Annotated in this window: 26 protein-coding genes and 1 pseudogene; 10 read left to right on the top strand and 17 right to left on the bottom strand. The window is 56.1% G+C overall.

Going from position 1 to position 25,844, the window contains the following annotated elements:
• The first annotated feature begins 95 nt into the window (after positions 1 to 95).
• The gene (gene copI, locus ACZ3HH_RS14265) at positions 96 to 632 is read left to right on the top strand and encodes a copper-resistant cuproprotein CopI (RefSeq protein WP_465805486.1); all 537 of its coding nucleotides are present in this window, start codon (positions 96 to 98) and stop codon (positions 630 to 632) included.
• A 61-nt stretch (positions 633 to 693) separates the two neighbouring features.
• Positions 694 to 1,524, top strand: a complete 831-nt coding sequence (queF, locus tag ACZ3HH_RS14260) for an NADPH-dependent 7-cyano-7-deazaguanine reductase QueF (RefSeq protein WP_465805484.1) — start codon at positions 694 to 696, stop codon at positions 1,522 to 1,524.
• Between the two features lie 84 nt (positions 1,525 to 1,608).
• On the opposite strand, the gene ACZ3HH_RS14255 is transcribed toward queF, so the two are convergent.
• Both ACZ3HH_RS14255 and ACZ3HH_RS14250 read right to left on the bottom strand, forming a co-directional pair.
• Entirely contained in the window at positions 1,609 to 1,872 is a 264-nt protein-coding gene (locus ACZ3HH_RS14255) for a DUF4404 family protein (RefSeq protein ID WP_465805482.1), read from the bottom strand.
• A gap of 109 nt (positions 1,873 to 1,981) precedes the next feature.
• Complete coding sequence (locus ACZ3HH_RS14250) at positions 1,982 to 2,602, bottom strand: HAD family phosphatase (RefSeq protein WP_465805481.1); 621 nt, start codon at positions 2,600 to 2,602, stop codon at positions 1,982 to 1,984.
• 200 nt (positions 2,603 to 2,802) lie between these two features.
• Here ACZ3HH_RS14250 and ACZ3HH_RS14245 point away from each other — a divergent pair, with 200 nt between their 5' ends.
• The gene (locus ACZ3HH_RS14245; RefSeq protein ID WP_465805479.1) at positions 2,803 to 3,492 is read left to right on the top strand and encodes an MlaA family lipoprotein; all 690 of its coding nucleotides are present in this window, start codon (positions 2,803 to 2,805) and stop codon (positions 3,490 to 3,492) included.
• Between the two features lie 71 nt (positions 3,493 to 3,563).
• Here the strand turns inward: ACZ3HH_RS14245 and ACZ3HH_RS14240 are convergent, their stop codons facing one another.
• A complete protein-coding gene (locus tag ACZ3HH_RS14240) occupies positions 3,564 to 3,863 on the bottom strand; it encodes a PilZ domain-containing protein (RefSeq protein WP_123720896.1) in 300 nt (99 codons plus the stop codon).
• 277 nt (positions 3,864 to 4,140) lie between these two features.
• On the opposite strand from ACZ3HH_RS14240, the gene rssB reads away from it, so the two are divergent.
• Positions 4,141 to 5,322 carry a two-component system response regulator RssB gene (rssB, locus tag ACZ3HH_RS14235; protein WP_038979995.1) on the top strand — a complete coding sequence of 394 codons (1,182 nt, stop codon included), beginning with the start codon at positions 4,141 to 4,143 and terminating at the stop codon, positions 5,320 to 5,322.
• Positions 5,322 to 5,804 carry an anti-sigma factor antagonist RssC gene (gene rssC / locus ACZ3HH_RS14230; protein ID WP_007897104.1) on the top strand — a complete coding sequence of 161 codons (483 nt, stop codon included), beginning with the start codon at positions 5,322 to 5,324 and terminating at the stop codon, positions 5,802 to 5,804. Before rssB ends, rssC begins: the two co-directional genes overlap by 1 nt.
• 239 nt (positions 5,805 to 6,043) lie before the next feature.
• On the opposite strand, the gene tal is transcribed toward rssC, so the two are convergent.
• The 6 genes from tal to ACZ3HH_RS14200 all read right to left on the bottom strand — a co-directional run bounded on the left by tal (position 6,044) and on the right by ACZ3HH_RS14200 (position 13,731).
• Positions 6,044 to 6,970: a transaldolase gene (gene tal, locus ACZ3HH_RS14225; RefSeq protein WP_123720897.1), complete on the bottom strand. Its 927-nt coding sequence runs from the start codon at positions 6,968 to 6,970 to the stop codon at positions 6,044 to 6,046.
• Between the two features lie 187 nt (positions 6,971 to 7,157).
• Positions 7,158 to 9,149, bottom strand: coding sequence for a DEAD/DEAH box helicase (locus tag ACZ3HH_RS14220; protein ID WP_465805475.1), 1,992 nt, complete (start codon positions 9,147 to 9,149; stop codon positions 7,158 to 7,160).
• Complete coding sequence (locus ACZ3HH_RS14215; protein ID WP_465805473.1) at positions 9,146 to 10,882, bottom strand: DEAD/DEAH box helicase; 1,737 nt, start codon at positions 10,880 to 10,882, stop codon at positions 9,146 to 9,148. Before ACZ3HH_RS14215 ends, ACZ3HH_RS14220 begins: the two co-directional genes overlap by 4 nt.
• Before the next feature lie 181 nt (positions 10,883 to 11,063).
• On the bottom strand, positions 11,064 to 12,059 hold the full coding sequence (gene dusA / locus ACZ3HH_RS14210; protein WP_465805471.1) for a tRNA dihydrouridine(20/20a) synthase DusA: 996 nt from the start codon (positions 12,057 to 12,059) through the stop codon (positions 11,064 to 11,066).
• A gap of 293 nt (positions 12,060 to 12,352) precedes the next feature.
• Positions 12,353 to 12,775, bottom strand: coding sequence for a hypothetical protein (locus tag ACZ3HH_RS14205; protein WP_465805469.1), 423 nt, complete (start codon positions 12,773 to 12,775; stop codon positions 12,353 to 12,355).
• Between the two features lie 2 nt (positions 12,776 to 12,777).
• Positions 12,778 to 13,731, bottom strand: a complete 954-nt coding sequence (locus ACZ3HH_RS14200; RefSeq protein ID WP_465805467.1) for a hypothetical protein — start codon at positions 13,729 to 13,731, stop codon at positions 12,778 to 12,780.
• Between the two features lie 368 nt (positions 13,732 to 14,099).
• On the opposite strand from ACZ3HH_RS14200, the pseudogene ACZ3HH_RS14195 reads away from it, so the two are divergent.
• The 3 genes and pseudogenes from ACZ3HH_RS14195 to ACZ3HH_RS14185 form a co-directional block, all read left to right on the top strand.
• Positions 14,100 to 14,246 (top strand): annotated as a pseudogene (locus ACZ3HH_RS14195) (DUF6124 family protein); the annotation flags it as partial.
• Between the two features lie 36 nt (positions 14,247 to 14,282).
• Positions 14,283 to 14,549 carry a hypothetical protein gene (locus tag ACZ3HH_RS14190; protein WP_465805465.1) on the top strand — a complete coding sequence of 89 codons (267 nt, stop codon included), beginning with the start codon at positions 14,283 to 14,285 and terminating at the stop codon, positions 14,547 to 14,549.
• Positions 14,550 to 14,729: 180 nt separating this feature from the next.
• On the top strand, positions 14,730 to 14,927 hold the full coding sequence (locus ACZ3HH_RS14185) for a hypothetical protein (RefSeq protein ID WP_465805463.1): 198 nt from the start codon (positions 14,730 to 14,732) through the stop codon (positions 14,925 to 14,927).
• A 132-nt stretch (positions 14,928 to 15,059) separates the two neighbouring features.
• Here the strand turns inward: ACZ3HH_RS14185 and ACZ3HH_RS14180 are convergent, their stop codons facing one another.
• The 7 genes from ACZ3HH_RS14180 to ACZ3HH_RS14150 all read right to left on the bottom strand — a co-directional run bounded on the left by ACZ3HH_RS14180 (position 15,060) and on the right by ACZ3HH_RS14150 (position 21,414).
• The gene (locus tag ACZ3HH_RS14180; RefSeq protein ID WP_465805460.1) at positions 15,060 to 15,851 is read right to left on the bottom strand and encodes a transporter substrate-binding domain-containing protein; all 792 of its coding nucleotides are present in this window, start codon (positions 15,849 to 15,851) and stop codon (positions 15,060 to 15,062) included.
• A 154-nt stretch (positions 15,852 to 16,005) separates the two neighbouring features.
• A complete protein-coding gene (locus ACZ3HH_RS14175; RefSeq protein ID WP_465805459.1) occupies positions 16,006 to 16,347 on the bottom strand; it encodes a hypothetical protein in 342 nt (113 codons plus the stop codon).
• Between the two features lie 154 nt (positions 16,348 to 16,501).
• Positions 16,502 to 17,425 (bottom strand): copper homeostasis membrane protein CopD, encoded by a 924-nt coding sequence (gene copD, locus ACZ3HH_RS14170; protein ID WP_465805457.1) that lies wholly within the window; start codon positions 17,423 to 17,425, stop codon positions 16,502 to 16,504.
• A gap of 3 nt (positions 17,426 to 17,428) precedes the next feature.
• Complete coding sequence (gene copC / locus ACZ3HH_RS14165; protein ID WP_465805455.1) at positions 17,429 to 17,812, bottom strand: copper homeostasis periplasmic binding protein CopC; 384 nt, start codon at positions 17,810 to 17,812, stop codon at positions 17,429 to 17,431.
• 55 nt (positions 17,813 to 17,867) lie between these two features.
• The gene (locus tag ACZ3HH_RS14160; RefSeq protein WP_465805453.1) at positions 17,868 to 18,758 is read right to left on the bottom strand and encodes a copper resistance protein B; all 891 of its coding nucleotides are present in this window, start codon (positions 18,756 to 18,758) and stop codon (positions 17,868 to 17,870) included.
• A 10-nt stretch (positions 18,759 to 18,768) separates the two neighbouring features.
• Positions 18,769 to 20,562, bottom strand: a complete 1,794-nt coding sequence (locus tag ACZ3HH_RS14155; protein ID WP_465805451.1) for a copper resistance system multicopper oxidase — start codon at positions 20,560 to 20,562, stop codon at positions 18,769 to 18,771.
• 147 nt (positions 20,563 to 20,709) lie between these two features.
• Complete coding sequence (locus tag ACZ3HH_RS14150) at positions 20,710 to 21,414, bottom strand: murein L,D-transpeptidase catalytic domain family protein (protein ID WP_465805449.1); 705 nt, start codon at positions 21,412 to 21,414, stop codon at positions 20,710 to 20,712.
• 81 nt (positions 21,415 to 21,495) lie between these two features.
• On the opposite strand from ACZ3HH_RS14150, the gene ACZ3HH_RS14145 reads away from it, so the two are divergent.
• On the top strand, positions 21,496 to 23,247 hold the full coding sequence (locus ACZ3HH_RS14145; protein ID WP_465805448.1) for a L,D-transpeptidase family protein: 1,752 nt from the start codon (positions 21,496 to 21,498) through the stop codon (positions 23,245 to 23,247).
• A gap of 3 nt (positions 23,248 to 23,250) precedes the next feature.
• Here the strand turns inward: ACZ3HH_RS14145 and ACZ3HH_RS14140 are convergent, their stop codons facing one another.
• Positions 23,251 to 23,733 (bottom strand): SH3 domain-containing protein, encoded by a 483-nt coding sequence (locus ACZ3HH_RS14140; RefSeq protein ID WP_465805445.1) that lies wholly within the window; start codon positions 23,731 to 23,733, stop codon positions 23,251 to 23,253.
• Between the two features lie 361 nt (positions 23,734 to 24,094).
• Between ACZ3HH_RS14140 and ACZ3HH_RS14135 the strand changes: the two genes are divergently transcribed.
• Positions 24,095 to 25,666, top strand: coding sequence for a diguanylate cyclase (locus ACZ3HH_RS14135; protein ID WP_465805444.1), 1,572 nt, complete (start codon positions 24,095 to 24,097; stop codon positions 25,664 to 25,666).
• The last annotated feature ends 178 nt before the right edge of the window (positions 25,667 to 25,844 follow it).

The following is a 25,844-nucleotide window of genomic DNA, read 5'->3' as shown; positions in this document are numbered from 1 at the left end:
ACCTGACAAAGTTGTAATCTGCCTGTCAGGTGGGTGGCAGTAGCTGCGGGTTAGAGTTTCCCACAAGCTGAACCTCATCTTGTTGGAGTACGACTATGTTTTTGCGAAAGCATCTGGTGTTGGCCGCTTGCTTGCTGACACTGAGTGTAGGGCTGGAGGCCTCGCCGGCACATACCTACGACTTCGGTCAGCCGGCCCCGGCCGCCCAGGCTACCCGTAGCATTGAAGTGGTGATGGGCGATATGTCCTTCACTTCCAAGGCGATTGATATCAAGGCCGGAGAAACCGTTCGCTTTGTACTGGTGAATAAAGGCCAGTTGCTGCACGAATTCAACCTCGGCGACGCAGCGATGCATGCCCGGCACCAGCAGGAAATGCTTCAGATGCAGCAAAGCGGCATGCTGATGCCTACAGGCATGAAGGCCATGGACCACGGCTCCATGGCCGCAATGGACCATTCCTCCCAAGGGCATGGCATGAAACACGATGACCCGAACAGTGTGCTGGTGGAGCCGGGTAAAACTGCCGAGTTGACCTGGACCTTCACCAAGGCCGTCAATCTGGAATTTGCCTGCAATATTCCCGGCCACTATCAGGCCGGTATGGTCGGCAAATTGACAGTCAGTCAGTAAGCACTCAAAGGCGGGAGCAAAGGCTGGTAGAATCCGCTGATTCTTCAGTCAGGTTTCCGCCATGCATCCCGCAGCCGAACATTCGCCGCTGGGCAAATCCAGCGAATACATCGCCACCTACACGCCGTCCTTGCTGTTCCCGATTCCGCGCACCGCGAAATGGGCCGAATTGGGCCTGACGGCTGAAACCCTGCCGTATAAGGGCGTGGACTTCTGGAACTGCTTCGAGCTGTCGTGGCTGTTGCCGTCCGGCAAGCCTGTGGTGGCGATTGGCGAATTCAGCATTCCGGCGGATTCGCCGAACATCATCGAATCGAAGTCGTTCAAGCTGTACCTCAACTCGCTGAACCAGACAGCGTTTGCCGACACCGCAAGCCTTGAAGCAACACTGGCGAAAGACCTCTCGGCCGCTGCCGGCAAACCGGTGGGCGTGCGAATTCGCAGCCTGAAAGAGGTTGAGGCAGAAGGCGTCGTGGCGTTGCCGGGTGTGTGCATTGATGACCTGGACATCAGCGTCAGCAACTATGAACATCCGCGTCCGGAACTGCTGCGGTGCGATGAGTCGCTCATTATTGAAGAGTCCGTGCACAGTCATTTGCTCAAATCCAACTGCCCGGTCACCAGTCAGCCGGATTGGGGCAGCGTAGCGGTGGAGTATCGCGGCGCGGCGCTGGATCATGCGAGTTTGCTGGAGTACATCGTGAGCTTCCGTCAGCACTCGGACTTCCATGAGCAGTGCGTGGAGCGGATTTTCCTCGACCTGCAACGGTTGCTGAAGCCAGAGAAATTGACGGTGTATGCGCGGTATGTGCGTCGTGGCGGGTTGGACATCAACCCGTATCGCAGCACCGAAGATGTGCAACTGCCGAACCATCGGCTGGTTCGTCAGTAAAGCTCCCACAAGGGATTGCATTTCAGGTCGCAGACATTAAAAAGCCCCGCTATCAAGAGCGGGGCTTTTTTGTATTTGATGGGTTCAGATCCCCATGTTGCCCAAGGCTTGCACGATGTTGCGCAAGGTGCCGGCAAGGGTCGGGTGTTCGATTTCGAAGCGTTCGACGGCTAGGTTCACATTGTCGGCGAGGCTGGAGTCCTGGGTTTTGGTTTCCAGCTCAAGCTCAAGTTCGATCTGTTGCATCAGCGCGTGCAGGTCTTCGCGCTCGGCTTCGGTCAGCGGTGGATTCTGTTCCAATTGCTCGCGCAGAGTATTGAGCTGTTGTTGCAGTTCGCGGGCAGGCATGGCGTTCTTCCTTTTATCGATAGGCACTGGCATAGACCGTAGCAGCGCGCCAAAAGTCTATGGCTGACCTTTAGATTAATCCACTCCCGGGCAAACTGCATGATCTCGATCAGGGCTTCTCGCCCTTGAGCCGGCGCAGGCTGATATCGGCGAGACAGGTGTCGAGTTCGCCCAGATGATCGATCACCGAATGCACACCCAGGCCGAACAGCTGCATTGTCGCCTTGCCGCGCAGATGTTCCCGTTCCTTTTGACTCAAGGCCTGCCATTCGCTTGGTGCCAGACCGCACAGCGAGCCGCAGGACGCCAGGCCAATGGTCCACAACCCGGCATTCAGGCCTGATTGCAGAAGTCGCGGTTCGCCACTGACCAGCACGCAACCGTCCAGTCGTTCGACATTCAACGCCATCAAGGCTTGCCAGCAGGCATTCGGCGCGGGCCATGGATTAATTGTTGCCGGATATTGCGATGGTTTGATCCAGTCCGGGAGTGCGGCAGCCAGAGTGTGGCTGAGGGCAGGGGGCAGTTCGTCGAGCCAGGCGCAAGGAATCTGTTGGCGCTGCAAGCTGGACAGGCTATCCAAAGCGCCGAGCGTGACTTCGGCATGCTCGGCGGTCAGTGTGCCGGCTTGGCGAGTGCGTGCGCCGAAATCCACCAGACATCCACTGAGGCCGAACAGTACAGCGGTCAGGCTGGGTGCGATGAGAGGCGAGGTTTCGGCGCGTGGCATGTCAACATCCTTGAAATAGTAACAAGGCTATTCGTGGACGGTGACAGTTGAGTGACACTGATGTGAATCGCTCTCAGCCAGGAAGAATCATCCGGGGGCCGTCGCGCACGATGCTGCCTAAACCGGGTTATCCGTCATATACTAGCGGTCTTTGCGACTGGGCCTGGCGCCCGTGTCAGTACAATCCAAGGAGTTTCTCTATGCGCTGGAGCAATCGACTCGCTCAGCTTTGTATGTGTGCCAGTGTATTGCTGGTTCCGTTTGCGGCTCAGGCTGCCACGGAAGAAGATCCTTGGGAAAGCATTAACCGCCCGATCTACAAGTTCAACGATTTTGTCGACACTTACGCACTGAAGCCATTGGCTCAGGGCTATCAATTCGTCACGCCGCAGTTTCTGGAAGATGGCATCCACAACATGTTCCGCAACGTCGGCGACGTGACCAACCTCGCCAACGACGTGTTGCAGGTCAAACCCGCCGCGGCAGGCGTCGACACCGCGCGTTTGATCTTCAACACCACCTTCGGCCTGCTGGGCTTCTTCGACGTGGGCACTCAGATGGGCCTGCATCGCAATGATGAAGACTTCGGCCAGACCCTCGGTTACTGGGGCGTGGGCAGCGGTCCATACGTGATGCTTCCGTTCCTGGGCCCAAGCACCTTGCGTGATGCGCCTTCCAAGTATGTCGACGGCTATACCGGCCCGTACCGCTACATCCACGACGTGCCGGTGCGTAATTCGATCTTCGGCCTGAACATCGTCGACACCCGCGCCAACCTGCTGTCCGCCGAGAAACTGGTCAGCGGCGACAAATACACCTTCATTCGCAATGCGTACCTGCAAAACCGCGAATTCAAGGTCAAGGATGGCCAGGTCGAAGACGATTTTTAATCTCGACCGGTAAAACGAAGAAGGCGGCCATTTGGCCGCCTTCTTTCGTTTGGATTACGGGTTGAATCGGGTTATTTCATCTTCAGGATTGTAAGCCCGAGTTTCTGACTGCCACCGTCCTGTGCTTTCACCCACACCACTTCGGTATCGGCCTCAAGGCCTTTTAGCGCCGCATGATCGGAATCGATCCGCACGCTGAGCCGGTCACCGACCTTGAATAAGCGGGGCGCCTCAACCTGCATGCCGCTGCTGGAAAGGTCGATGCAGACGGCTGGCACCTCGTCGCCCTCATGAATCAGCGCCACATCGGCATCGACCCGCATGCGGATGAAATCGCGCTTTTCGCTATAGTCCCGATCAGTTTGGCTCATGGGCTCGATCCTTCCTTTGGGTTACGGTTTTGCCTGTTCTTATAACTCTCGGTGATTTGACAAGTAAAGACGTCAAGCGACCATCGGCGTGAGCTTGAAACACCTCGCGGATGGGAGTACCGTCTGCGCCTTAGAAGGGCACCTTTGGTGGACTTGTGAGTAGGGCAAACGCTCGAAAACAGTGCAGTCAGAGAGGCTAGAAAGCGAATCCAGTAGTGTGAGCAGGGCCAAATGCCCAGCCTGCTACGCCAACCTAATTCTGGCGCCGTTTGCCCACATGCCAAAAACCAGTGCCACGCTGCTGATAATCGATGATGACGAAGTAGTGCGCGCGAGCCTCGCGGCCTACTTGGAAGACAGTGGTTTCAGTGTCCTGCAGGCCAGCAATGGCCAGCAGGGACTTCAGGTATTCGAGCAAGACAAGCCCGATTTGGTCATCTGCGATCTGCGCATGCCGCAGATGGGCGGACTCGAACTCATTCGCCAGGTCACCGAGCTGTCGCCGCAAACACCGGTCATCGTGGTGTCGGGCGCCGGCGTGATGAACGACGCGGTCGAGGCCCTGCGCCTGGGCGCGGCGGACTACCTGATCAAGCCTCTCGAAGATCTGGCCGTGCTCGAGCACTCCGTGCGCCGAGCCCTGGATCGTGCGCGTCTGCTGCTGGAAAACCAGCGCTATCGCGAGAAGCTGGAAAAGGCCAACCGCGAGCTCGAAGCCAGCCTGAACCTGCTCCAGGAAGACCAGAATGCCGGTCGCCAGGTGCAGATGAACATGCTGCCGGTCAGCCCCTGGAGCATCGACGAGTTCCAGTTTGCGCACCAGATCATTCCGTCGCTGTACCTTTCGGGCGATTTCGTCGACTACTTTCGGGTCGACGAGCGTCGGGTAGCGTTTTACCTGGCGGACGTTTCCGGTCATGGCGCCTCTTCAGCCTTCGTTACCGTACTGCTGAAGTTCATGACCACGCGCTTGCTGTTCGAGTCCAAGCGCAACGGCACATTGCCGGAGTTCAAGCCTTCAGAGGTTCTTGGTCATATCAACCGGGGCCTGATCAGTTGTAAGCTGGGCAAACACGTCACAATGGTCGGTGGAGTCATCGACGAGGAGACCGGTTTGTTGACCTATAGCATCGGCGGTCATCTGCCGTTGCCTGTGTTGTACACGCCAGACAGTGTTCGTTACCTGGAAGGGCGCGGTTTGCCGGTGGGCCTCTTCAATGAAGCCACCTACGAAGACCACGTACTGGAATTGCCGCCAGTGTTCAGCTTGACGCTGATGTCTGATGGCATTTTGGACCTTTTGCCAGAACCCACACTCAAAGATAAAGAAGCTGCTTTGCCTCAACGGGTGAAGGCAGCGGGCGGCAGCCTGGATGGTCTGCGCCAGGTTTTTGGATTGGCCACGCTAGGGGAGATGCCGGATGATATCGCCCTGTTGGTGTTGAGCAGGAATCTTTAATGAGTACCGGTAGAATCCAGTTCGCCGAGCAGGACGGCACCTTCGTCCTGAAGTTCGTCGGTGAAGTTCGCCTGACCCTGTGTTCGGCGTTGGATGCGACTATTGAGCGGATCTTCACCGCGTTGAATTTCAACGCCATCGTGATCGACCTGACCGAAACCCGCAGCATCGACAGCACCACTCTGGGTCTGCTGGCCAAACTGTCGATCCTGTCGCGGCAAAAGGTCGGCCTGCTGCCGACCGTCGTCACCACCCACGAAGACATCACCCGTCTGCTGCAGTCCATGGGCTTCGAGCAAGTGTTCAACATCGTTGACCGCCCGATCCCATGCCCTGAATGCCTGACCGACCTGCCAGACCAGGACCAGTCCGAAGAAGTGGTGCGCGTCAAAGTTCTCGAAGCGCACAAAATCCTCATGGGCCTGAACGACTCCAATCGTGAAGCGTTCCATGACCTGGTGAATGCGCTGGAGCGGCACTGATTCCCTGAAGTGATGTGGGTCTTATGGGCCCCATCGCAGGCAAGCCAGCTCCCACATAAGCCTCAGTCGTAAACACTATCGCGACCCACCACAGAACCCCTGTGGGAGCCGGGCTTGCCCGCGATGGCGTCATCACAAACGCCACATCCCTCCGCGCGCAGCCATCCAATACCTAAATTCAACGCAAAAAAAGGGCGAACCCGCTAAGGTTCGCCCTTTTTGCATAGCTACAAACTAGATCACAACTTGGCCTGCAACAACGCCTCAAGCTTCTCCTGATCCCGAGCAAACTGACGAATCCCCTCAGCCAGCTTCTCGGTCGCCATCGCATCCTCGTTGGACAACCAACGGAACTGTGCTTCATTCAAGCTCAGACGCGCTTCACCGGCATGCCCAGGCGCCAATTTGCGCTCCAGCTTGCCAGTGTCCACCGCCAGCTTCTCCAACAGATCCGGGCTGATGGTCAGACGATCACAACCGGCCAACTGCTCGATCTGATTCAGATTGCGGAAGCTCGCGCCCATCACCACAGTCTTGTAGTCATTGGCCTTGTAGTAGTTGTAGATGCGCGTCACCGACTGCACGCCCGGATCATCTGCGCCGGTGTAGTCGTTGCCGGTGGCTTTCTTGTACCAGTCGTAGATGCGGCCCACGAACGGCGAAATCAGAAACACTCCGGCATCGGCACATGCGGCCGCCTGAGCGAAGGAGAACAGCAGCGTCAGGTTGCACTGGATGCCTTCCTTTTCCAGCTTCTCGGCAGCGCGAATGCCTTCCCAGGTTGAAGCGATCTTGATCAGCACACGGTCACGGCCAACGCCGGCCTTGTCGTACAGGTCGATCAGACGGTGCGCACGCTTCAATACGGCGTCAGTGTCGAACGACAGGCGCGCATCCACTTCAGTGGAAATACGGCCCGGTACAACCTTCAGAATTTCTTGCCCTACCGCAACGCCAAAACGGTCGCTGGCCAGGCCCACATCGCCCTTGCAGTCGTGAACGCAAGCGTTCAGCAACTCGGCATAAGCGGGAATGGCCGCCGCTTTGAGCAGCAGGGAAGGGTTGGTGGTAGCGTCCACGGGTTTAACGCGAGCGATTGCTTCGAAGTCGCCGGTGTCGGCAACCACGGTGGTCATTTGTTTGAGTTGTTCCAGCTTGGAAGTCATGAGCGTGCTCTGTCCTATGGGTCCAATGACATTACCCGAGCGCTTGCAGCCACTCAAGGGCGCGTACGTGTATCGATGGCCCCAGCGGCAACATCCTGAAAACGGATGTTTGAAAGGCGGGGCGTGGTATCGGTAGATACGATGCTGAAATGGGGGACAGGTTCAAACTACCTGACGGCCAGTTTTTTCATTCCGCGTTGGCAACTGTGAATAGCTGAGCAATTCGCGTGGGTAGTTCGGCGGATGAGACCAGAATCAGGCGTTGTCCCGCCCGCGTCATAGCCATGTAGAGTTTGCGTGCACTCTGTTCAAGGTCGTCGGCGGAAACCGATTCAGTCTGCGCAGTATCCCTGAGCAGTCTCTCGAATCCCACTAGAAACACTACGCTGGCCTCCAGTCCGGTAGCCGTCTCGACGCTGGAGACTCGCAAGTTATCGAGAGGATCTTGCGCCAAGTCTTTACCATTCAAATCCCAGATTTTTGCTGCGTTGAACCGATCCTGCAATGAGCGGAGCAGCAACTTTTTGTCTGCGCTTCGGCCGTGAATGACGAGCATGTTGGACAAAGCAATCACTTGGGAATCCAAGTGCGCGGCTATTTCGTTGCAGGTTTGCTCGATCGCGTCTTGTGGTGATTGGGAGATAATCAATAAAGGCGCGATGCCCGCTTCCATGCCCTCGAAGTCCGGTTGCAAGTAATCGTCAGGATCAGTTTGGGTGAACTCTGCCAGAACCTGATTGGCCGCGCTAAGAATGGCCTGCGTGGTCCGATAAGACTTGCGCAGCTTTTTGGTTTTACCGGCTACGTCCAGACCCACGCGTTTCCAGCTCAGTCGGCTTTTCAGAAAACCCTGATTAGGGTCTGCACATAGAAACAGGCTGCCTTGGGTTTTTTCCAGCGTGCGCTTGACCAACTGGAACCAGGTGGGGGCGAAGAACTGAGCTTCATCTACGAGGATATGGTGATAGTTGTCGAGTTTTTCCCATTGATCTTTCAGACACAGGTCGCGGGACAGTGAGCTCCATAAGCGCAGTTTTTCTTGGCCGAGTTGCAAGATTACGTAGTTAAAAAGTGACCATACTTGAACCCGCTCTTCCTTACGCAGTGCAAAACCCTGACCCGCACGTTCGGCCGCGAGATAGCTGTCGACTGTTTCGATCAGGTTTTCATTAATAAATTCAAACTCGTCAAACAACTGCTCATCGCTGGGTTTGAGCTCAGGATACTCCTGGCGGTAGTGCTTGATCAGTCCGATCACTTTCGAGTTTGGAGGCATTTTAGGATCGCGTTTGAATACGTTCACCCATTGTTGGCGTATCCATGCCAGCGCAGTAATGACCGTCAAGTTGCCGGGAAGCTTGCCGTGCGCGCGCTCCAGGCGATGATTGAGGTCTTTGACCACCGGCACGTTATGAATCAGCATCAATACCTTCTGTTCTGGAAACCGCTTTGCCAGAATCAGCGCACGGTTCGCCGCAATCAGTGTCTTGCCGCTGCCTGCAACACCGTTCACCAGCCGTACTGAAAAGTCGCTGACGGTTTCCGTTTGCTCTTCTGGTAACTCCAGATCGAGTTTACTGGCCCACTCTTGCTGGTTGTCCAGGAAGTAGCGCAGGGTTTTCGCTGAGTTGTCTCGTGCAAAATGTCGGCGAGTGGTGCAAATACCGGGTATTTCTGCTTCCGGGAAGTAATGGCCCAGGACATTCTGGCAGGCGTCCTGGCTAAGTGGAGTGAGCAATCTGGGCAGCACTTCGTGACCGCTGTCCAAAAAGGTCTTTTTTGACATCAGGCGTATCCCGCGTGACGCACCATAATGCTCCCACAGCGATTTGGACTGATCGGAATCGCAATTCCACATCACCACGAGTTTGCCTATGCGTTGCTCGCCAAGATACTTGGGATCATCAATAGCGCTCAGGGACAAAAGCAGGTTTATAAAATCTTGTTGTTGGCTAGCTCCAAACAGTTGACCAGGATCCAGTGCTTCATAAGGCATTTCACACAGGACCAAGGCCAACCATTGGTGTTCGGCCTGTTGCAGGAAAAAATCCGGCACCCACGGCAGGCTAGTAATGCATTTGCGCACTACGCAGTCGCCTTCGAGTTTCCTGAACAGGCGTTTGATGTGTACATGGGGGCCGCTGCTGCGATGCCACTCCGGGATAAACAAGGTCGTCATGCGTTGAACTCGACTTTGCGGCACTGGCTGATCAAATCGCGATATTGTTCCGCCCACTGCTGGATAGTGTCATTGGCACAAACAATGCCCCGTTCCAATTCAGGCCCGATAATGATGAGTTTGGTCATTGCGCGTGTAATAGAGACATTCAACCGTTCGGGCTGAAAGAAAAACTCGGCTACAGCCCCAATAAACACTTCGTCGCCGCTGGCCAGCGAGAGAATTACTAGTTCACGTTCCTGGCCCTGCATCCGCTCAACCGTATCGGCAACCACCAATTTGGCTGCGTCTCGACCGAAGCGCTTGACCAGTAAATTCCTGATGGCGCGACCTTGAGCTCGATAGGGTGACACGATGCCAATTTCATGCAGTGGCAGGCCCAGAGCCTTGGCAGCCTGGCATAACTGCACGACGCGTTCAGCATCGCTGTGATTGCGGTTTTTTGCGCCGGAGTCCGCAGTGGGGATGAACACGGCGCAGGCCAGGGGATCGAACACCTGCGCAAGCGACCCTTCAAGGTCTGCGCTTTGGAAGCGTCGAAGTTTATTGGGTCCTGCTGCCTTGAGCCGATTGCTGTAGTAGGTGTTGCTCGGCCATTCGGTCAACCAATGATTCATGCGGTAGGTGTCTTCGAGCATCACTGTGTGATCGGCATCTTGGGCAGTCAAAAGGCCAAAAATCGACATTGAATCACCTGACAGAATAGATCGCGACAACATCACCGGCGGCAATTGTTTCTGGTCACCGATGAAGATAAACCGTTTGGCTTTACGCATCGCCATCAAGGCCAAAGGCAATGTGATCTGGCTGGCCTCGTCGAAGATCACCGTATCAAAGGAGTAATTTTCCAGGCGACTGCATGTGGCAAACGGCGTGGCGCCAACCACGTAACCGCTTCCGTTCTTGGGCCAGCCCTTCCAGTTGGCGGGTTCTTGTACCCAGTCCACGGCTTTGTCGAGGTCTTCGGGACGGCCACCTATTTTCACTGTCGGTACATTGCGTGCGGCAATTTTGCTGAGCGCATTATTGATGGCCATGTGTGTATGTGATGTCACGAACACCCGCTCACCCCGTGCGACTAACAACTGCACGATCAACGCCAGCGCTCGAGTTTTTCCGGTGCCTGGAGGGCCCTGAATACAGGCAATCTGCTCTGCACTGAACGCCATGCCCACGGCTTGAGCCTGGCGATCATTACAGCCTTCGTCCAAGGCAAACTGCTCGGCATAATCAAGTTCCGCGACATTGAACGTGATCTCCGGCGACTTACCCAGCAGCGGAATAATCACGCTATTGCCATGAGTGCTCTCTGCAATATCGTTCAGCGCTTTCACGTAGTAGTGAGTCAGGTCCATTCCATCGGGATCGGCGTAACAAGCACCGTTCTGATAATGGTTCCAGACTGTGGACGCCAGTTTCTCGCTTAACAGCCAGCGACCATCTTCCTCACGCTCGAACTTCATTTTTGCGCAAAGTACATGGCCCAGCGGATCACCCAAGTGCAGGCGCAACATGTCACCTTCACGAAACCGTGAATCACCGTCGTCGAGATAAGCCCAGAGCTGTGTCGGGAACTCGGCCTTTTCAAGCCGAATGAAACCTTGTGTCAGACCCTTCGTTAGCTTCTGCTCCAATGGCAGCAGCCATGTCTGCTGAAGTTGCTGCACATTGGCAACGCGTTCTGCTTCGACGAAGGCGTGAAGATCCTGGATAATCGGGTGCTGTCCTTGCATAGCGATAACTCATCCTTAACACGTAATTACAGTGTTACATAATGCGTAACCAGGGCGCGAGCCTGCACTGGGTTGCCAACACTTCGCGTGTCAAGCGTGGCGCATAAAAAAGGGGCTGCCTTTCATTCCTTCGAAAAGAATAAAAGTCCGCCCCTCATCGCTACATCAAATTACTTGGGCCTTATCGCCCCTCAAGCAACTCCGCCGCCTGATCCAGCAACGCCAACGGCTCTTTAGCCTTGTGAATATCCACCGACAACAACTGTCGAAACTTCCGCGCCCCCGGAAACCCGGTGCCCAGCCCCAGCACATGCCGAGTGATGTGATGCATCGCCCCACCCGCCAGCAGATGCTCGGCAATATAAGGCCGCAACTGCGCCAGCGCCTCAGCCCGACTGATCACCGGTGCCTTGCTGCCGAACAGCTGCTGATCCACCTCAGCCATCACATAAGGATTGTGATACGCCTCACGGCCCAGCATCACGCCGTCGAACGTCTGCAAATGCTCGTGACAAGCCTCCAGCGTCTTGATCCCGCCGTTGAGAATAATCTCCAGCTCCGGAAAATCCGTCTTCAACCGCGCCGCGACGTCATAGCGCAGAGGCGGTATGTCGCGGTTCTCCTTCGGCGACAACCCCTCCAGAATCGCAATCCGCGCATGCACCGTAAAACTTGTGCACCCGGCATCCCGAACCGTGCCGACGAAATCGCACAACTCCTCGTAACTATCCCGCCCATTAATCCCGATCCGATGCTTCACCGTCACCGGAATCGACACCGCATCACGCATCGCCTTCACACAATCAGCCACCAACTGCGGATGCCCCATCAGGCACGCGCCGATCATATTGTTCTGCACCCGATCACTCGGGCAGCCGACATTCAGATTCACCTCGTCGTAGCCGTGTTCCTGGGCCATGCGTGCGCAGGCGGCCAAGTCTAGCGGGACACTGCCGCCGAGTTGTAAGGCGAGCGGGTGTTCGGCTTCGTTGTGACGCAGGAAGCGGTCGTGATCACCGTTGAGGAGCGCGCCGGTGGTGACCATTTCGGTGTAGAGGAGGGCGTGTTTGGAGAGCAGGCGTAGGAAAAACCTGCAATGCCTATCAGTCCAATCCATCATCGGGGCGACGGAGAAGCGGCGGGAGAGCGGGGCGGGTGTGGCAGTGATTGGGGGCATTGGCGTTTCTGGAATGGGTGAGGCTGGGAGGTGGGGAGTTTATCAGGATTGGGCTTGCGGGGCTCAGGCGAGTCTTGCTGAGGTAGTTCAGGGCAAGTGAACACGGGAATGGGAGGGATTTAGCGAGATGGCGCGAGTAAATAAATCAGTCCCCTTTTTGTCCCTTTTTGTCAGTCCCTTTTTGCCATCGGTTGAGTCCACCGTCCACTTTTCGCTGTGCGGTAATCTTTCGTGCTCAATGATAAAAGAAGGAATCTAATGCCAGCCATGACTGAGATTCCTATGTGTAGTCATTACGCCTTTAGGTCCTGAACATCGGATTTGAGTTCAGACAGCAGATTCGGGAGCACTAAAAGACTTGTAAGCTTAGGTGCTGGAACAGCCAAGATTGCGCCTATCGCAACGAGGTCAGCGATGATTTCAATGACCTTGCCAGCCAAGAAAATATCGTGAATTGCTTCAGCGGCAGAGCTTGCTGCTTGTGTCAACGACTCTGCCGAGACACGAATCTCATTCGTCATTAACTTGAAGCCCTTCTTTTGAAACTCATAGGCTTGCCCAAGCAGTGGTTTGCTATTGTAATAGAGTTCGTCTTTATCCGAATTACTAAGCCCGGAATCCACTTCCTGCAATTTCTCAGAGCAAGTGTTGTAGGTGTCAAAGTAGCTGTTGGCTAAAGCGAAATAGTTCTCGGATGTTAATTTTGTATTTGACATTTTTACTCTCCCTGTTTTTCAAAAGCATCTTTGTATTGTTTTCTTGCTGCAATAACTTCTTCCTTTGCCTCTTTGAGTTCGCTGATCAATAGCTTAAAAGAATCTGTATCAAATGTACTGATCTTGTCTGTCATCTCCTGATGAGCCTTCCCGGTTGTAAGAAGAGCTCCCTTGTATGCGATGATGGCTTTCTTCTTGTCGGAAAATCCAGATATTAATTCGGATTTGTTTCTTTCTCGTAGGTAAGCTCTATCAAAATCTTTTCCAATTGGTACTTTTCGAGCTTGGTAGTCATACCAAGTGGCAACACTATTTTTTTCACCATCAACAAATTTTGACACGCTGTTCATTGCAGTGGATAGCCCATTTGTTAAAGCCTGGATATCGGCATTATTATCGGTGACGAGCTGCTTCACCTTGTGGTTACGGTAGGCCTCAATTGGAAGCTTGACTAGTTTTAGTATTTCACCATATGCCTTATTAGCAGCAGCGTTTGACGCTTTCTCTTCCTCTCTTTCTTCTGGGGTATTACCTCGGACAGGCAGATTGTCAAGATTGGTTACTAGTCCGTCAACTTGTTTGGAAACATCCACAGATTTATCGTCGGCTAACTCGCCAAGGCGTAACATGTATGCTGATAACACCCCTTGAAGGCCTTTAATTGCGGCAACCTCCTGAGGAGTTGGTGGTGACGATGGGCCTGCAGGTCGATCGGGAAAAGGTTTTCCGGGCTCATGAATCCGATCAAGAGTTGGGTCAAATCGATTCTGTCGTTTGTCCCACGTTGCCCAGTAATCGATGGCCTCCTCAGAGCCAGTTAGGCTAGACGATTGTTTTGCAAAACTACTGACAGACTCCAGGTTGGCGCATCCTTGTAAAGATATTGTTCCAATTAGAAATACTGCGTTTAATGAGAGGCTTTCGCGTCGGGCGAAAATGATCGAACATATCCCCATGACAAACTCCTTTTTGTTTATTGAAGGGCTTTGGTTAAGCTAGTTTATGGTTTGGGGTTTGTCCAAGTGCGGAATGGAATATTTTTTGTAAAGGTGATGGTTGTGCTGTAAGGGTATGATTTTATTTGAAATAATTCACGTTTTTGGTAAGTGCGTTGTTGTGCGTCGATTAAGTAATGAGGAAGTGTCTGTAATGCTATTAAAGAGGGAGTGCTAGCTAAGTCGGTTTTTTGTCGAAAATTAAAAAGCCAAAGAAATCAATAGTCAGTCGTAGTGAAGTGTCCTAGTTAGAGTTTGTTAAGGGTAGGTACAAAGTAGGTGCGTGTAAAAAGTAGATGGTTTTATCAAGCTTTAATTGTTTGGCGTAAGCAATAGTGCTCGAAGGTTCACACCGCAGTCTCGCGCTATCGATTCAGCAATTGGCAGTAGTCGGTGAGTTATTGGTAAACCGAGCCCTGGATAATCTTGACCCGCTCGACGGTGAGTTCGAGATTCCATCCGCCAGCCAAGCCTAAGCGGCCACGCTCGTTTACCTAATGGAGGTTCAAACCATGGCTCGATACATGCCAATTACCGGAATCGATTGCACAATTCCATCGCTGTTGATCGATACCGAAGCACCCGTCGACGTGTTGCACGACACGGCCGCATACCGCATCCGCACCGTGACGCAACTGCTGGAAACCCTTTCTCTGGGCGAAGGCATCAGTCGTGACGCATTGCTCCTGCAGGACTTCGCGCGGGTGTTGGCGATTCCGCTGCGCGATGGCTGCGATTTGATGGGTGTGGTGGGGCGGCGGTTGCAGGCGCAGGTTTAGGCGTCGCTGCCGTTTTAAGAAGAGGGCGTTCCGAGGAACGCCTTTTTTTGCTTCAAGAAACCGCAATAGCTGAATCAGCGCTGTCGCTCAGCAATGTTTCATCAAGTTTGACGAGCTCGCGGCATAGGATGGCCACCTAAGATCGTGTCGCCACGCTTCCAGTCCACAGGAAACTGAAAAATGATCTCTAGCCTCCTCAAACTCATGCTGATCGCCGGTGCTTTACTCCTGAGCGCCTGTTCGGGTATGAGCACCAGCACGTGCTTCTCAGAAGCCTGTCAACAGTTCGATGGCCATAGCCCCAACAAGTTAAACCTTGGCGGGAGCGCCATCGGCAACAGCTTCAATGAATACAGCTCAGGCTTGCTGCACGATTAAAGTTGACGCAACGGCTGAGGTATTTCCGCCGTTGCGTGATTTGCCTGATGTAACGCGTGTTCTGATTTTGCGACTGCTGCACAGTCGGACGCGGGCTTCGCCAGCTGCTACATGGTAGTGGCGACTAACGGGCTATTTAGCTTCTGGCACCGCGATCCACTGACCCAGGATTTTTTGGTAATTGCCCGTCACCTTAGCCAAGTGCAGCCACTGATCAACATACAACTTCCAGCTAATATCATCACGCGGCAACAGATAAGCCTTCTCCCCATACTGCATATACTGCGTCGGGTTAACCGCGCACAAACCCGGTTTGAGTTTCTGCTGGTACAGCGCTTCCGAAGCATCGGTAATCATCACGTCAGCCTTCTTATCCAGCAGCTCCTGAAAAATGGTCACGTTGTCGTGCAGCTGCAATTGCGCCTTGGGCAGGAAGGCGTGAACGAAGGCTTCGTTGGTGCCGCCGGCCGGTTCGACCAGACGCACTGAAGGTTGGTTGATTTGTTCGATGGTCTGGTATTGCGCCTGGTTTTCGCAGCGCACCAGAGGGATTTTGCCGTCGACATCCAGCGTGGTGCTGAAGAAGGCTTTTTTCTGGCGTTCCAGCGTGACGGAGATGCCGCCGACGCCGATGTCGCATTTGCCCGCGAGCATGTCGGGCATCAGGGTTTTCCAAGTGGTCTGGACCCACTCAACTTTGACGCCCAGGCTGTCGGCCAGTGAGCGTGCCATGGCGATGTCGATCCCCGAGTATTCGCTGTCTTCACCTTTGAAGGTATAGGGTTTGTAGTCGCCGGTCGTGCAAACGCGCAGTTGGCCTTGTTGCAGGACGGTGTCGAGATGGGAAGGGGTTTGCTCTGCCTGAACGCCGCTGGCTAGCGCGAGCAGGCCACAGAGCATCATTGTGCTTTTTATGGTTTTCATTGTTATCGGGCTTTTGTGATGGAGTGGGGTTCAAGCGGGAGTCAGTGTAGTGAACGCGCCTCTCGACTGTCATCCACCGTCCCAATAGCCCATTCACTCCAGCGCATGATACGTGTCAGGCAAGGCCCGACACGTATCGCTCCACATTAGTTATTTATCCACAAGCCACGGACTTCGAACTCTTAAGATGAGCTTCAATCGAGTTGCTGGCAGAGTGGACTCTTACTCCCTTGAGTTTATCGAGTGGCGGCTCTTTCCAAAGTTTTGATGCGTCGATGGGAAGGATGACCTGTATATCAGGTCCTTTGGGCGGATCAGCGACAAAATCGAAGTCTTGAATGCCGTCTGGCGGGAACTGAATGTAAATCCGCGGCTCCAGTCTCGGGTTTGTCCATCCACCAGAATTCACAAGGCCAATTGCCGATATGTGTAGCTGCGGTGGGTTTGATTTAAGTATTTTTAAGTCGACATCCACTACCTTCATTACTTCAGCCATTTTCGATCTCCTTTTCGATAATTGCGCCGCTTTTTCACCTTGGCGCTTGGGTGTTGAACCCTCTGGCTTGAAATCTGGTGTGGTTAGACGCTAGTAAAGGCCCCTAATCCTGTCCACTGACTGCTATGGCCGGTCATCGGATGCTTTCATTTCCCTACAGGGCGCCCATCTCCGGACTCAACGTCCCCAACCAAGCCACCAACCCCACAATCAACACCGCCGCTGCCAATTCCACCACCACGCTGCGCCGTAACGCATTGGCAGCAACTGCGTATTGCCCATCCCGCAACGACCGCTCCAAAAGCGGCCCAAGGTGAAACCGGTTCAGCGCGGCGAGCACCAGCATCCCGGCAAACAGCACCACTTTGATGAACAGCAAAACCCCGTAAGTGCTGAGAAAAACTTCATCCAGCTTCGGCCCGACGATGAACAGATAATTCACAACCCCGGTTACCGTGATGACCACCACGATGAGCGCGCCAATCACCTCAAATCGATTAACCGCGCGGGCCAACAACCGGATGCGTGCTTCGGTCTGCAGAGCATTGATTTTCGCCATCAACGCAAACGCTACTAACGCCCCAAGCCAGGCTCCAGCCGCCAGCAAGTGCAGAATATCCACCGCGAAATGCCAAGCACGACGACTGCCTTCATCCATCGCGCCATGTCCGTTCCAGGCCAGGCTGGAGAGGGCGATACCGCCGGCAAAAGCCGCGACCCACAAGCTGAAGCCAGGCGCACGGAGCATCATCGCTAAACCAGCGACGACTAGGGCAACGATGCGAACCACACAGGCCAGACCCACGTCCGTTTCAAACACCATCATCTCGATGTGCGGGCGCAGTTCGGCGAAGTCCGATTCACCGCTCATGGCGCTCACCATCATCACCATGCTGGCGACGGACAGCAGCGCACCCAGCACTGCCGTCCCCGCCAACATCGACCGGAACGGCAGCACCGCCCCGGATACCCGTTCCTGCCCTTTAAGGCTGTACAGCCCAAAAAGTGCCACCCCGAACAACAGCATCAAATCCACATACAACGCAAAGCGCAGGGCAATGCTGACCGAGTCGCTCATCAATCACTTCACTTTGAACGTAACGTTGCCGGTGATCGGGTGAGTGTCCGAAGACACGGCGCGCCATTCGACTTTGTAGCTGCCGGTGGGCAGTGGCGAGAGCGGGGTGATGACCATGGTTTTCGGGTCGCTGCCGCCGGAGACTTTGGCCTTCATCGGCATGGGCGAGTGGGCCATGCCGGGCATTGCGGTCATGACCAGTTTGGCGCCGGAGAATTGGGTCATGAGGTTTTCGGAGAAGCGCAGCTCGATGTTGCTCGGTGCTGTGCCGTCCGCGCCTTCGGCCGGGGTGGAGGAGAGCAGTTTCGGGTGGGCTTGAGCCAGTGCGCTCATCAGCAGCCCGGTGGAAAGTGCGATGGCGACAGCGGTGGTTTTGATGGTGCGCATGCAAGGCCTCTTACCGCTTTAAGCGGTTGTTTTTTAGGTTTTTGAGTTGAAGCGTTTAGAACCACAAACGAACGCCGAGGACGAGGCGGGCTTCGCTGCGGTCCTCGCCTTCGTCCCTGGCGTAATCGGCGGTTTTGCCATAGGTGCGGTTCCAGGTCACGCCGACGTAGGGCGCGAATTCCCGACGAATTTCATAGCGCAATCGCAGGCCGGCTTCGGTGTTGGACAGCCCGGAGCCGATGCCCCGTTGCGGGTCGTTTTTGCCGTAGACGTTGAGCTCGGCGGTCGGCTGCAGAATCAGCCGGTTGGTGAGCAGAATGTCGTAGTCACCTTCAAGGCGTGCGGCGGTTTGGCCACCTTCGCCGATGAAGGCCGTGGCTTCGGCTTCGAAGTTGTACAGCGCCATGCCTTGCAGGCCGAATGCGGCCCAGGTTTGCGGATCGCCGGGTTTGAAATCCTGGCGAACGCCGGTCACCACGTCCCACCATGGGCTGATCGCGTGGCCCCAGAGGGCCTGGACTTCGGCGTCTTCGGTTTTGCCATTGACGCGCTCGCCTTCGGAGCGCAACCACAGGCGATCGATGTCGCCGCCGATCCAGCCAGACAGATCCCACGCCAACGCGCTGCCGTCGTCAGCGTCCTGCCACTCGAGTTTGTCGGCGAGGAAGTAATAGTTGAGCGCACTGTCGTGCATGTCATGGCCGGCGGGGCTGACGTACACGGCGGCGCGGTCGGCGTCGGTCAATGCCGGGATCGGCGTGCGACTTTGGGTTGGCGCGGCGGGCTGCATCTGGCCGTCGTCCATGCTCTGCATTTGGCTGTGATCCATGCCCGACATCTGGCTATGGTCCATGCCCTGCATGTCGTCGGTGGCGGCCATGGCTGAAGAAGCCGTGAAGCCAGCGAGTGCCAAAGCGAGGCGGGTAGAGCGAATCAATCTGGTCATGGGTAGCGCCTCATTCTTCCACGCGAACTTCACGGAACATGCCCATTTCCATGTGATACAGGAGATGGCAGTGATAGGCCCAGCGGCCGAGCGCGTCGGCGGTGACCCGGTAGCTGCGCTTTGATCCCGGCGGCATGTCGATGGTGTGTTTGCGCACCATGAACTGGCCATTCTCGTCTTCGAGGTCGCTCCACATTCCGTGCAAATGGATGGGGTGAGTCATCATCGTGTCGTTGACCAGCACCACCCGGATTCGCTCGCCGTACTTGAGTCGTAGCGGTTCGGCATCGGAGAATTTCACGCCGTTGAACGACCAGGCGAACTTCTCCATGTGCCCGGTGAGGTGCAGTTCGATGGTGCGGCCGGGCTCGCGGCCGTCCGGGTCTTCGAAGGTGCTGCGCAGGTCTGAATAGGTCAGCACGCGACGGCCGTTGTCGCGCAAACCAAGACCCGGGTCGTCGAGTTTCGGCGAGGTGCTCATGGCTTGCATGTCCACCAGCGGGTTGTCTTTTTCCGTATCGGGGTGGGATAGCATACCGGCCATGCCGCCCATGGCCATGCTGCTGTGATCCATACCGGCCATGTTGTCCATGCCCTGCAGGTCACCGCCGTCCATGCCCGACATGCCAGGCATGGTGCTGTGATCCATACCCGCCATGTCGCCGCCCATGCTGCCGTGATCCATCCCGCCCATGCCCATGTCATCCATGCTCACCAGCGGTCGCGGATCCAGCGGTGGCACCGGCGCCGACAACCCGGCCTTCGCCGCGAGGGTGCCTCGAGCAAACCCTGTTCGATCCATCGACTGGGCGAACAGGGTGTAGGCGTCCTGGGTCGGCTCGACGATGACATCGAACGTCTCCGCCACTGCGATGCGGAATTCGTCGACGCTTACCGGTTTGACGTGTTGGCCATCCGCCGCGACCACGGTCATTTTCAGGCCGGGGATGCGCACGTCGAAGTAGGTCATCGACGAGCCGTTGATGAAACGCAGTCGCAGCTTTTCGCCGCGGCGGAACACGCCAGTCCAGTTCATGTTCGGCGCCTGGCCGTTCATCAAGTAGGTGTAAGTGGCGCCGCTGACGTCGGCCAGATCGGTGGGGTTCATCTTCATCTCGGCCCACATCTTGCGATCGGCAACTGTCGATCCCCAGCCTTTCTCGCTGACGTCGTGGATGAAATCGCCCACGGTGCGCTTGTGGTAGTTGTAGTAGTCCGATTGCTTCTTGAGTTTGCTCATCAGGCCGACGGCATCTTCGTCGGTCCAGTCGGTGAGCATCACTACGTAGTCGCGGTCGTACTGGAACGGCTCCGGTTCCCTGGCGTCGATCACCAATGGCCCGTAAACCCCGGACTGTTCCTGAAAGCCCGAATGGCTGTGATACCAGTAAGTGCCGTTCTGCCGGACCTTGAACTGGTAAACGTACGTCCCATCAGGCCCGATGCCGTGAAAGCTCAGGCCTGGCACGCCGTCCATGTTGGCCGGCAGCAAGATGCCGTGCCAGTGAATGGAGGTGCTGTCCTTGAGTTTGTTCTTCACCCGCAGCGTGACGGTGTCGCCTTCACGCCAGCGCAGCAGGGGGCCGGGAATACCGCCGTTGATGGTCATCGCCGTGCGAGGGTTGCCGGTGATGTTGACCGGGGTTTCGCCGATGAACAGGTCGAAGTCGGTACCTGCCAGCACGTTCGGTTCGCCGGGGCTGGTGACCGCCCAGACCGGCGTGCGCCACAGTCCGAGGCCAGCGAGGGCTCCGCCCGCGGCGAGGCCCTTCACGAAGGTGCGTCTTGAGGTGTTGGAATGCATGCCGTTTGGTTCCCGTCCGTCAGCCTGATGAAGCCCTCAAGTCCATCCTGAACGGAGGGAAGAGCACTTAATGAGGTGTAGGCTAGCGGGCGGCGCCTTTCAGCAGACTGAGGCCAAGATTACATTTCTGACAGTTTCACGCAGTGTTCAGTGATTTCCAGTCGGCCTGGCCGAGTCCGCCACGGTGGCATTACCGCAATTGATATACGAAGAAGACTTCAACCAGCGCTGATCCGGATAGTAAGAAAACAATAACTGGCCATCCTTCATCGAGTCGATCAGTTGATGTGCAATCGCAGGCCTTACAGCCGGGCAGCCCAAGCTTCTACCGATGCGGCCATTCGCCCGTGCCAGGTCGGGACTGACATAAGGCGCACCATGAATGACGATCGCCCGATCGAGAGCGTTGTCGTTGAAACCCGGCTCCAGACCTTCCATGCGCAACGAATAACCGTTGTGCCCGACATAGCTGGATTGGGTGCGATACAAGCCGAGGCTGGTGGCGTAGCTGGCATTCTGGTTGGAGAACTGGCGGGCCATGTTTTCGCCGCTGTTGCGACCGTGGGCGACCAGTTCATGGAACAACAATTTGCGTTGTTTAAGGTCGAACACCCAAAGACGCTGCGCGGTCGAGGGCAGGGAATAATCGATGACTGCTAGTCTTTGAACCGGGGCCGCGCTTTGAGCCCGACTGCATTGGGAAGCGCGTACGGCCAGGGCAATCACCTTGGCGTTGGCATTGGGGGCCGCTTTGATCAGCGCGGCTTCAAGCGAATCGGCGTAGGCTGCCGGTAAGGTAAACGCGGTCAGCAACAGGGCCGTCATTAAAAAGCCGCAGCGGTCTAGGGCCATATGCAAGTCTCATCTGATTGTTTCGAGTCTAGCAGCGCGCACAACGCTAGCCGGTTGAAAACGGGAGATTAAGGATTATCCATGGGGCAGTTAACAAGGTTATTCGTCATAAGCCGCATATTTTTTATGGGCTTTCTGATAAGCGGCATGGCAATTGCGGAAACTTCGCCGATTGAGCCGCCATCTCCAGTTAGCGTGGTTGCGGATGCAGCGCCTGGCGATTACGTTGGTCAGGCGATTCAAGCGGCGCTGGCGCCATTGAGTTCGGCATTTCCCCCGTTGCTCACCTCGCCGCGTCATCAACGGGTCGACGTCAATCGAGCGGTGATGGACTTTTACAGCCATCGTGGCTATCGCGCCGCCTGGACGGACGATGACGATGTCGTCCAGTTATTGAAAAGCCTGAGCGACACCGAGGTCGATGGCCTGGACCCTGAGGATTTTCACATTGGCGAACTGGTCACGACCAGAACGGCGATGCAGACAACGACGCCAACTCCTGGGCAACGGGCGGCTTTTGATATCTCGGCGACCCAGACGTTTATCACGGCGCTGCTGCAGTTGCGGCGCGGTAAGGTCGACCCTTCGCGGCTGGACATCCATTGGAATTTCGACCCGGTCGGCATCGATCCTCGGGAGGACGTCAATCTTTTCTTCGCCGCTCTCGACAGCCATGAGGTCGGGCGCGCGTTCGCCCAGGCGCCGCCACAAGAAGCGATTTATGGCACGTTGCGACAGGGCCTGGCGCAACTGCGCAAGGTTCGCGACAGTGGTGGCTGGCCAAAGATTCCAGAAGGGCAGACCCTCAGGCCCGGTATGGACGACGCCTCGGTTGCGCAATTGCGAGCCCGTTTAGTGGCGGGTGGTTATCTAACCGCGAAAATGAGCGCGCGCTCCGACTACGACGACACCGTCATGGCGGCGGTGAAGAAGTATCAGGCCGAGCAATATCTCGGGGCGGATGGTGTGGCGGGGCCGGCGACGCTCGCGGCGCTGAATGTGCCGGTCGAGGCGCGAATCGATCAGGTCCGCGTGAACATGGAGCGGGCGCGCTGGCTGCTGTACAAGCTTCAGGGCACCTTTGTCATCGTCGACATCGCCGGGTACAAGGTTTCGTTCTATCGTGATGGCAAGCTGATATGGCGCTCCCGGGTGCAGGTGGGTAAACCGTATCGCAGCACGCCGATTTTTCAATCCGAGATCACCTACGTCACGTTCAACCCGACCTGGACCGTGCCGCCGACCATTCTGGCCAAGGACATGCTGCCGAAGATTCGCAACAATCCCGGTTACCTTGATGCAAGCCGGATTCGCGTGATCGATCGAGAAGGCAATGTGCTCGACCCGTCGACCGTCGATTGGGACAATCCGCGCGGTCTTACGCTGCGTCAGGATGCCGGGGCGGATAACTCGTTGGGACAGGTGGTCATTCGCTTTCCCAATGACTATTCGATTTATCTGCACGACACACCGCATCGCGAGTTGTTTGCGCAATCCAATCGCGCGACCAGTTCCGGCTGTATTCGGGTAGAAAACCCGCTGCAGTTGGTGGCGCTGTTGTTCAACGACCCGGTTCGCTGGGACAGCGCAGGGATTCAAAAGCAGCTGGCCAACGGCAAGACCGAGAACATCAGGCTCCCCGTGAAAGTGCCGGTGCTGTTGGCCTACTGGACGGTGGACCTGAGCCTTGATGGGCGAGTGACGTTCAAGCCCGATGTGTATGGGTACGATAACCCGGTGTTGCGGGCGCTGAATCTGCCTTCGGAACGGCCAACGCTGGACGGGAGGCGAGCGGCGCCTCCCTCGATGGCGGTGGGGCAGAACAAGCTGTAAAGCTTAAAGCCCCAACCCTTCTTGCACCGCCAGGAGCAGGTTGTGTTCCGTCAGTGCGATCGCATCCGGTTGTTGTCCGGACTGTTCGATCGCCTGAAGCCACCAATGCGTCTCGCCGTGTTCGTCCACGGTCCGCAACAGGGCGAGTTCCTTGCCTGTCGAGTGAATCTCGATCCGCCCGGCACCGTCGGCGGTGAAGCGAGCGACAGGGTCGAAGGTGATGCTGTGGTGGTTGCCTTCGATCAGCAGTTGGTCGATGGCGTAATCGTAACTCGCCTCGTCCGGAGCTCTCTCGAAGACGTGAGTGGAATTGCGTCGCAGCTTCAGGCCCACTTCGATCAGTGGCTGCAGCCAGGCTTCAATCTGGTGATACAGCTCGTAGACCTGGGCGGGCCAGCTATCGATGGCCTGATCGGCGATGGTCGCGTCGGCACTGGTTTGCCGGGATTGTTTCAGCTTCTCGGCGAGCTCGTCTGCTTTACTCATTTCGATTTCCTGTCGTGATGTCAGTTAATCGTAGCTCTTTCAAGGTCATGCGGTTTTGCCTTGCGTCATGGGATTAGTGCCGGGCGGGAGATATCCGGGCTAATGCCAATCAGTCAGTACTTGAACACCACAGCCCCTGTGGTAGCGAGCCTGCTCCGGGCGGCGTTCCGACGATAGCGGTGGGTCAGCAAGATACTGATACTGAATGTGCCGCCGTCATCGCGAGCAGGCTCGCTCCCACAGTTTGTGCACCATTAATCCCCCGACCCCTGCGTTTATTCCTCCCAACCCCGTAGACTAAGCTCACAAAAAACAAGGGCTTTGGGCCTCTGCCCATGCCTTGCCCTTTCAGGACTCACTTTTGCCTATCCCCATTCCCGATCCGCACCACGCGCTCGATGGTGCCTTAAAGCGGCTGCCCCTGCTCAAAGCTGCGGTGCTGTTCATTGCGGCGGTGTGTCTCTGCCTCTGTGGTCTGCTTTACCTGCAACTGGAGCAGTCGCGTCGGCACGACCTGGCGTTGGCCGAGGTGTCTTCGTCAAACCTGACCCGGGCCATGGGGCAGCAGGCCGAAGACACGTTCATGAAAGCCGATCTGGTGCTGACCAGTCTGGTGGACTGGATTCAGGCTGAGGGTTTCGACGCTGCGCAGACGCCACGCTTGCAGAAAACCTTCGCGCGGCGGGTGCAGACGCTGCATCAATTGCACGGGATATTTCTGTTCGACAAGCGCGGGCAATGGGTCGTGACGTCGTTCGAAAATCTACCCCGTGGCCCAGGTGTGGCGGACCGAGAATATTTCAGGTTTCACCAGCAGAACGTATCGTCCCAGGCACACATCGGCCCGGCGATTCGCAGTCGGGAAAATGGCGAGTGGATCATTCCGGTGTCCAGGCGGGTGAACGACCAGAGCGGTAATTTCCAGGGCGTATTGTTGGCCGGAATCAAGATGTCGTACTTCGATCAGTTCTTCAAAAGCTTCAGCATCGATGACAAAGGTGCAATGTTCTTGGCGTTGACCGACGGAACGCTGCTGGCGCGACGGCCGTTTGTGGATTCGCAGATCGGCACGTCCCTGGCCCAGGGTGCGATTTTTCAAAAGCACTTGCCCGGCGCAACTTCCGGCAACGCCATGATTGATTCGGTGGTGGATGGCATCGTCCGGTTGTATGGCTACCGTCAACTCGATGCCTATCCGCTGGTGGTCGCGGCGGCATCCTCCAAAGACGCGATCCTCAAAGACTGGTACAACACGGCGATCCAATCCAGTGTGATCGTCGCTCTGGTCGTCCTCGGTGTGGGCTTGTTCGGTTGGGTGTTCGTTCATCAGGTGCGCGCGGGCGAGCGCATTGAGGCGGATTTGCGCGAGGCGCAGAAAACCCTGGAATTGATCGCCACCCACGACAGCCTGACCGGGTTGGCCAACCGTCGATTGTTCGAGCGGGCGCTGGAGATCGAGTTCGGGCGCGGTGCCCGGCGGTCGAGTCCGCTGAGCCTGATCATGCTCGATATCGATTTTTTCAAACGCTATAACGACACCTACGGCCATGTGGCCGGAGACCATTGCCTGGCCGAGGTATCGCGGGCGCTAAAGAGTTGCTGCCATCGCCAGGCCGATCTGGCCGTGCGCTACGGCGGCGAAGAGTTCGCGGTGTTGCTGCCGGATACCGACATCCATGGTGCGCTGACGATCGCAGAGCAAATCCGTCGCAGTGTCATCGACAAAAACATCATCCATAGCGGTTCACCCACAGGCTATGTGACGATCAGCCTCGGCTGTTATTCATTTGTACCGACGGGGTACGACAGCACCGAGGTGTTGATCAAACGTGCAGATGCGGCGCTGTATCAGGCCAAAAACTCGGGGCGAAATCGCTCGGCGGTGTTGTCCATGGAAGGGGGCGTCGAGGCGCTGATGCGCTCGGATCGATGAGGTTTTCGGTCATTGACTGGCAATGGCTATGTGATCGGTTCTTCAAGTGTGGCAATGACTTACGTTATTCAGGGGCGGTGACCGAGCATGGCTGCTATGGTCAGTGGAGAGCCTGGCTGTCATGACGACAGACCAGACCCCGCCGGTCTCACCCGATAAGGCGATCGATTGACAGGAT

The organism is Pseudomonas sp. PME37.24/025 (assembly GCF_055556615.1).
Note: the sequence above shows the minus strand (reverse complement) of the source record. Positions and strands in the feature narration are given on the sequence as shown.

Bases quoted from the DNA above. Each gene is read 5' to 3' on its own strand.
- copI (WP_465805486.1), top strand. From the start codon at position 96: ATGTTTTTGCGAAAGCATCTGGTGTTGGCCGCTTGCTTGCTGACACTG.
- queF (WP_465805484.1), top strand. From the start codon at position 694: ATGCATCCCGCAGCCGAACATTCGCCGCTGGGCAAATCCAGCGAATAC.
- ACZ3HH_RS14255 (WP_465805482.1), bottom strand. From the start codon at position 1,872: ATGCCTGCCCGCGAACTGCAACAACAGCTCAATACTCTGCGCGAGCAA.
- ACZ3HH_RS14250 (WP_465805481.1), bottom strand. From the start codon at position 2,602: ATGCCACGCGCCGAAACCTCGCCTCTCATCGCACCCAGCCTGACCGCT.
- ACZ3HH_RS14245 (WP_465805479.1), top strand. From the start codon at position 2,803: ATGCGCTGGAGCAATCGACTCGCTCAGCTTTGTATGTGTGCCAGTGTA.
- ACZ3HH_RS14240 (WP_123720896.1), bottom strand. From the start codon at position 3,863: ATGAGCCAAACTGATCGGGACTATAGCGAAAAGCGCGATTTCATCCGC.
- rssB (WP_038979995.1), top strand. From the start codon at position 4,141: ATGCCAAAAACCAGTGCCACGCTGCTGATAATCGATGATGACGAAGTA.
- rssC (WP_007897104.1), top strand. From the start codon at position 5,322: ATGAGTACCGGTAGAATCCAGTTCGCCGAGCAGGACGGCACCTTCGTC.
- tal (WP_123720897.1), bottom strand. From the start codon at position 6,970: ATGACTTCCAAGCTGGAACAACTCAAACAAATGACCACCGTGGTTGCC.
- ACZ3HH_RS14220 (WP_465805475.1), bottom strand. From the start codon at position 9,149: ATGACGACCTTGTTTATCCCGGAGTGGCATCGCAGCAGCGGCCCCCAT.
- ACZ3HH_RS14215 (WP_465805473.1), bottom strand. From the start codon at position 10,882: ATGCAAGGACAGCACCCGATTATCCAGGATCTTCACGCCTTCGTCGAA.
- dusA (WP_465805471.1), bottom strand. From the start codon at position 12,059: ATGCCCCCAATCACTGCCACACCCGCCCCGCTCTCCCGCCGCTTCTCC.
- ACZ3HH_RS14205 (WP_465805469.1), bottom strand. From the start codon at position 12,775: ATGTCAAATACAAAATTAACATCCGAGAACTATTTCGCTTTAGCCAAC.
- ACZ3HH_RS14200 (WP_465805467.1), bottom strand. From the start codon at position 13,731: ATGGGGATATGTTCGATCATTTTCGCCCGACGCGAAAGCCTCTCATTA.
- ACZ3HH_RS14190 (WP_465805465.1), top strand. From the start codon at position 14,283: ATGGCTCGATACATGCCAATTACCGGAATCGATTGCACAATTCCATCG.
- ACZ3HH_RS14185 (WP_465805463.1), top strand. From the start codon at position 14,730: ATGATCTCTAGCCTCCTCAAACTCATGCTGATCGCCGGTGCTTTACTC.
- ACZ3HH_RS14180 (WP_465805460.1), bottom strand. From the start codon at position 15,851: ATGAAAACCATAAAAAGCACAATGATGCTCTGTGGCCTGCTCGCGCTA.
- ACZ3HH_RS14175 (WP_465805459.1), bottom strand. From the start codon at position 16,347: ATGGCTGAAGTAATGAAGGTAGTGGATGTCGACTTAAAAATACTTAAA.
- copD (WP_465805457.1), bottom strand. From the start codon at position 17,425: ATGAGCGACTCGGTCAGCATTGCCCTGCGCTTTGCGTTGTATGTGGAT.
- copC (WP_465805455.1), bottom strand. From the start codon at position 17,812: ATGCGCACCATCAAAACCACCGCTGTCGCCATCGCACTTTCCACCGGG.
- ACZ3HH_RS14160 (WP_465805453.1), bottom strand. From the start codon at position 18,758: ATGACCAGATTGATTCGCTCTACCCGCCTCGCTTTGGCACTCGCTGGC.
- ACZ3HH_RS14155 (WP_465805451.1), bottom strand. From the start codon at position 20,562: ATGCATTCCAACACCTCAAGACGCACCTTCGTGAAGGGCCTCGCCGCG.
- ACZ3HH_RS14150 (WP_465805449.1), bottom strand. From the start codon at position 21,414: ATGGCCCTAGACCGCTGCGGCTTTTTAATGACGGCCCTGTTGCTGACC.
- ACZ3HH_RS14145 (WP_465805448.1), top strand. From the start codon at position 21,496: ATGGGGCAGTTAACAAGGTTATTCGTCATAAGCCGCATATTTTTTATG.
- ACZ3HH_RS14140 (WP_465805445.1), bottom strand. From the start codon at position 23,733: ATGAGTAAAGCAGACGAGCTCGCCGAGAAGCTGAAACAATCCCGGCAA.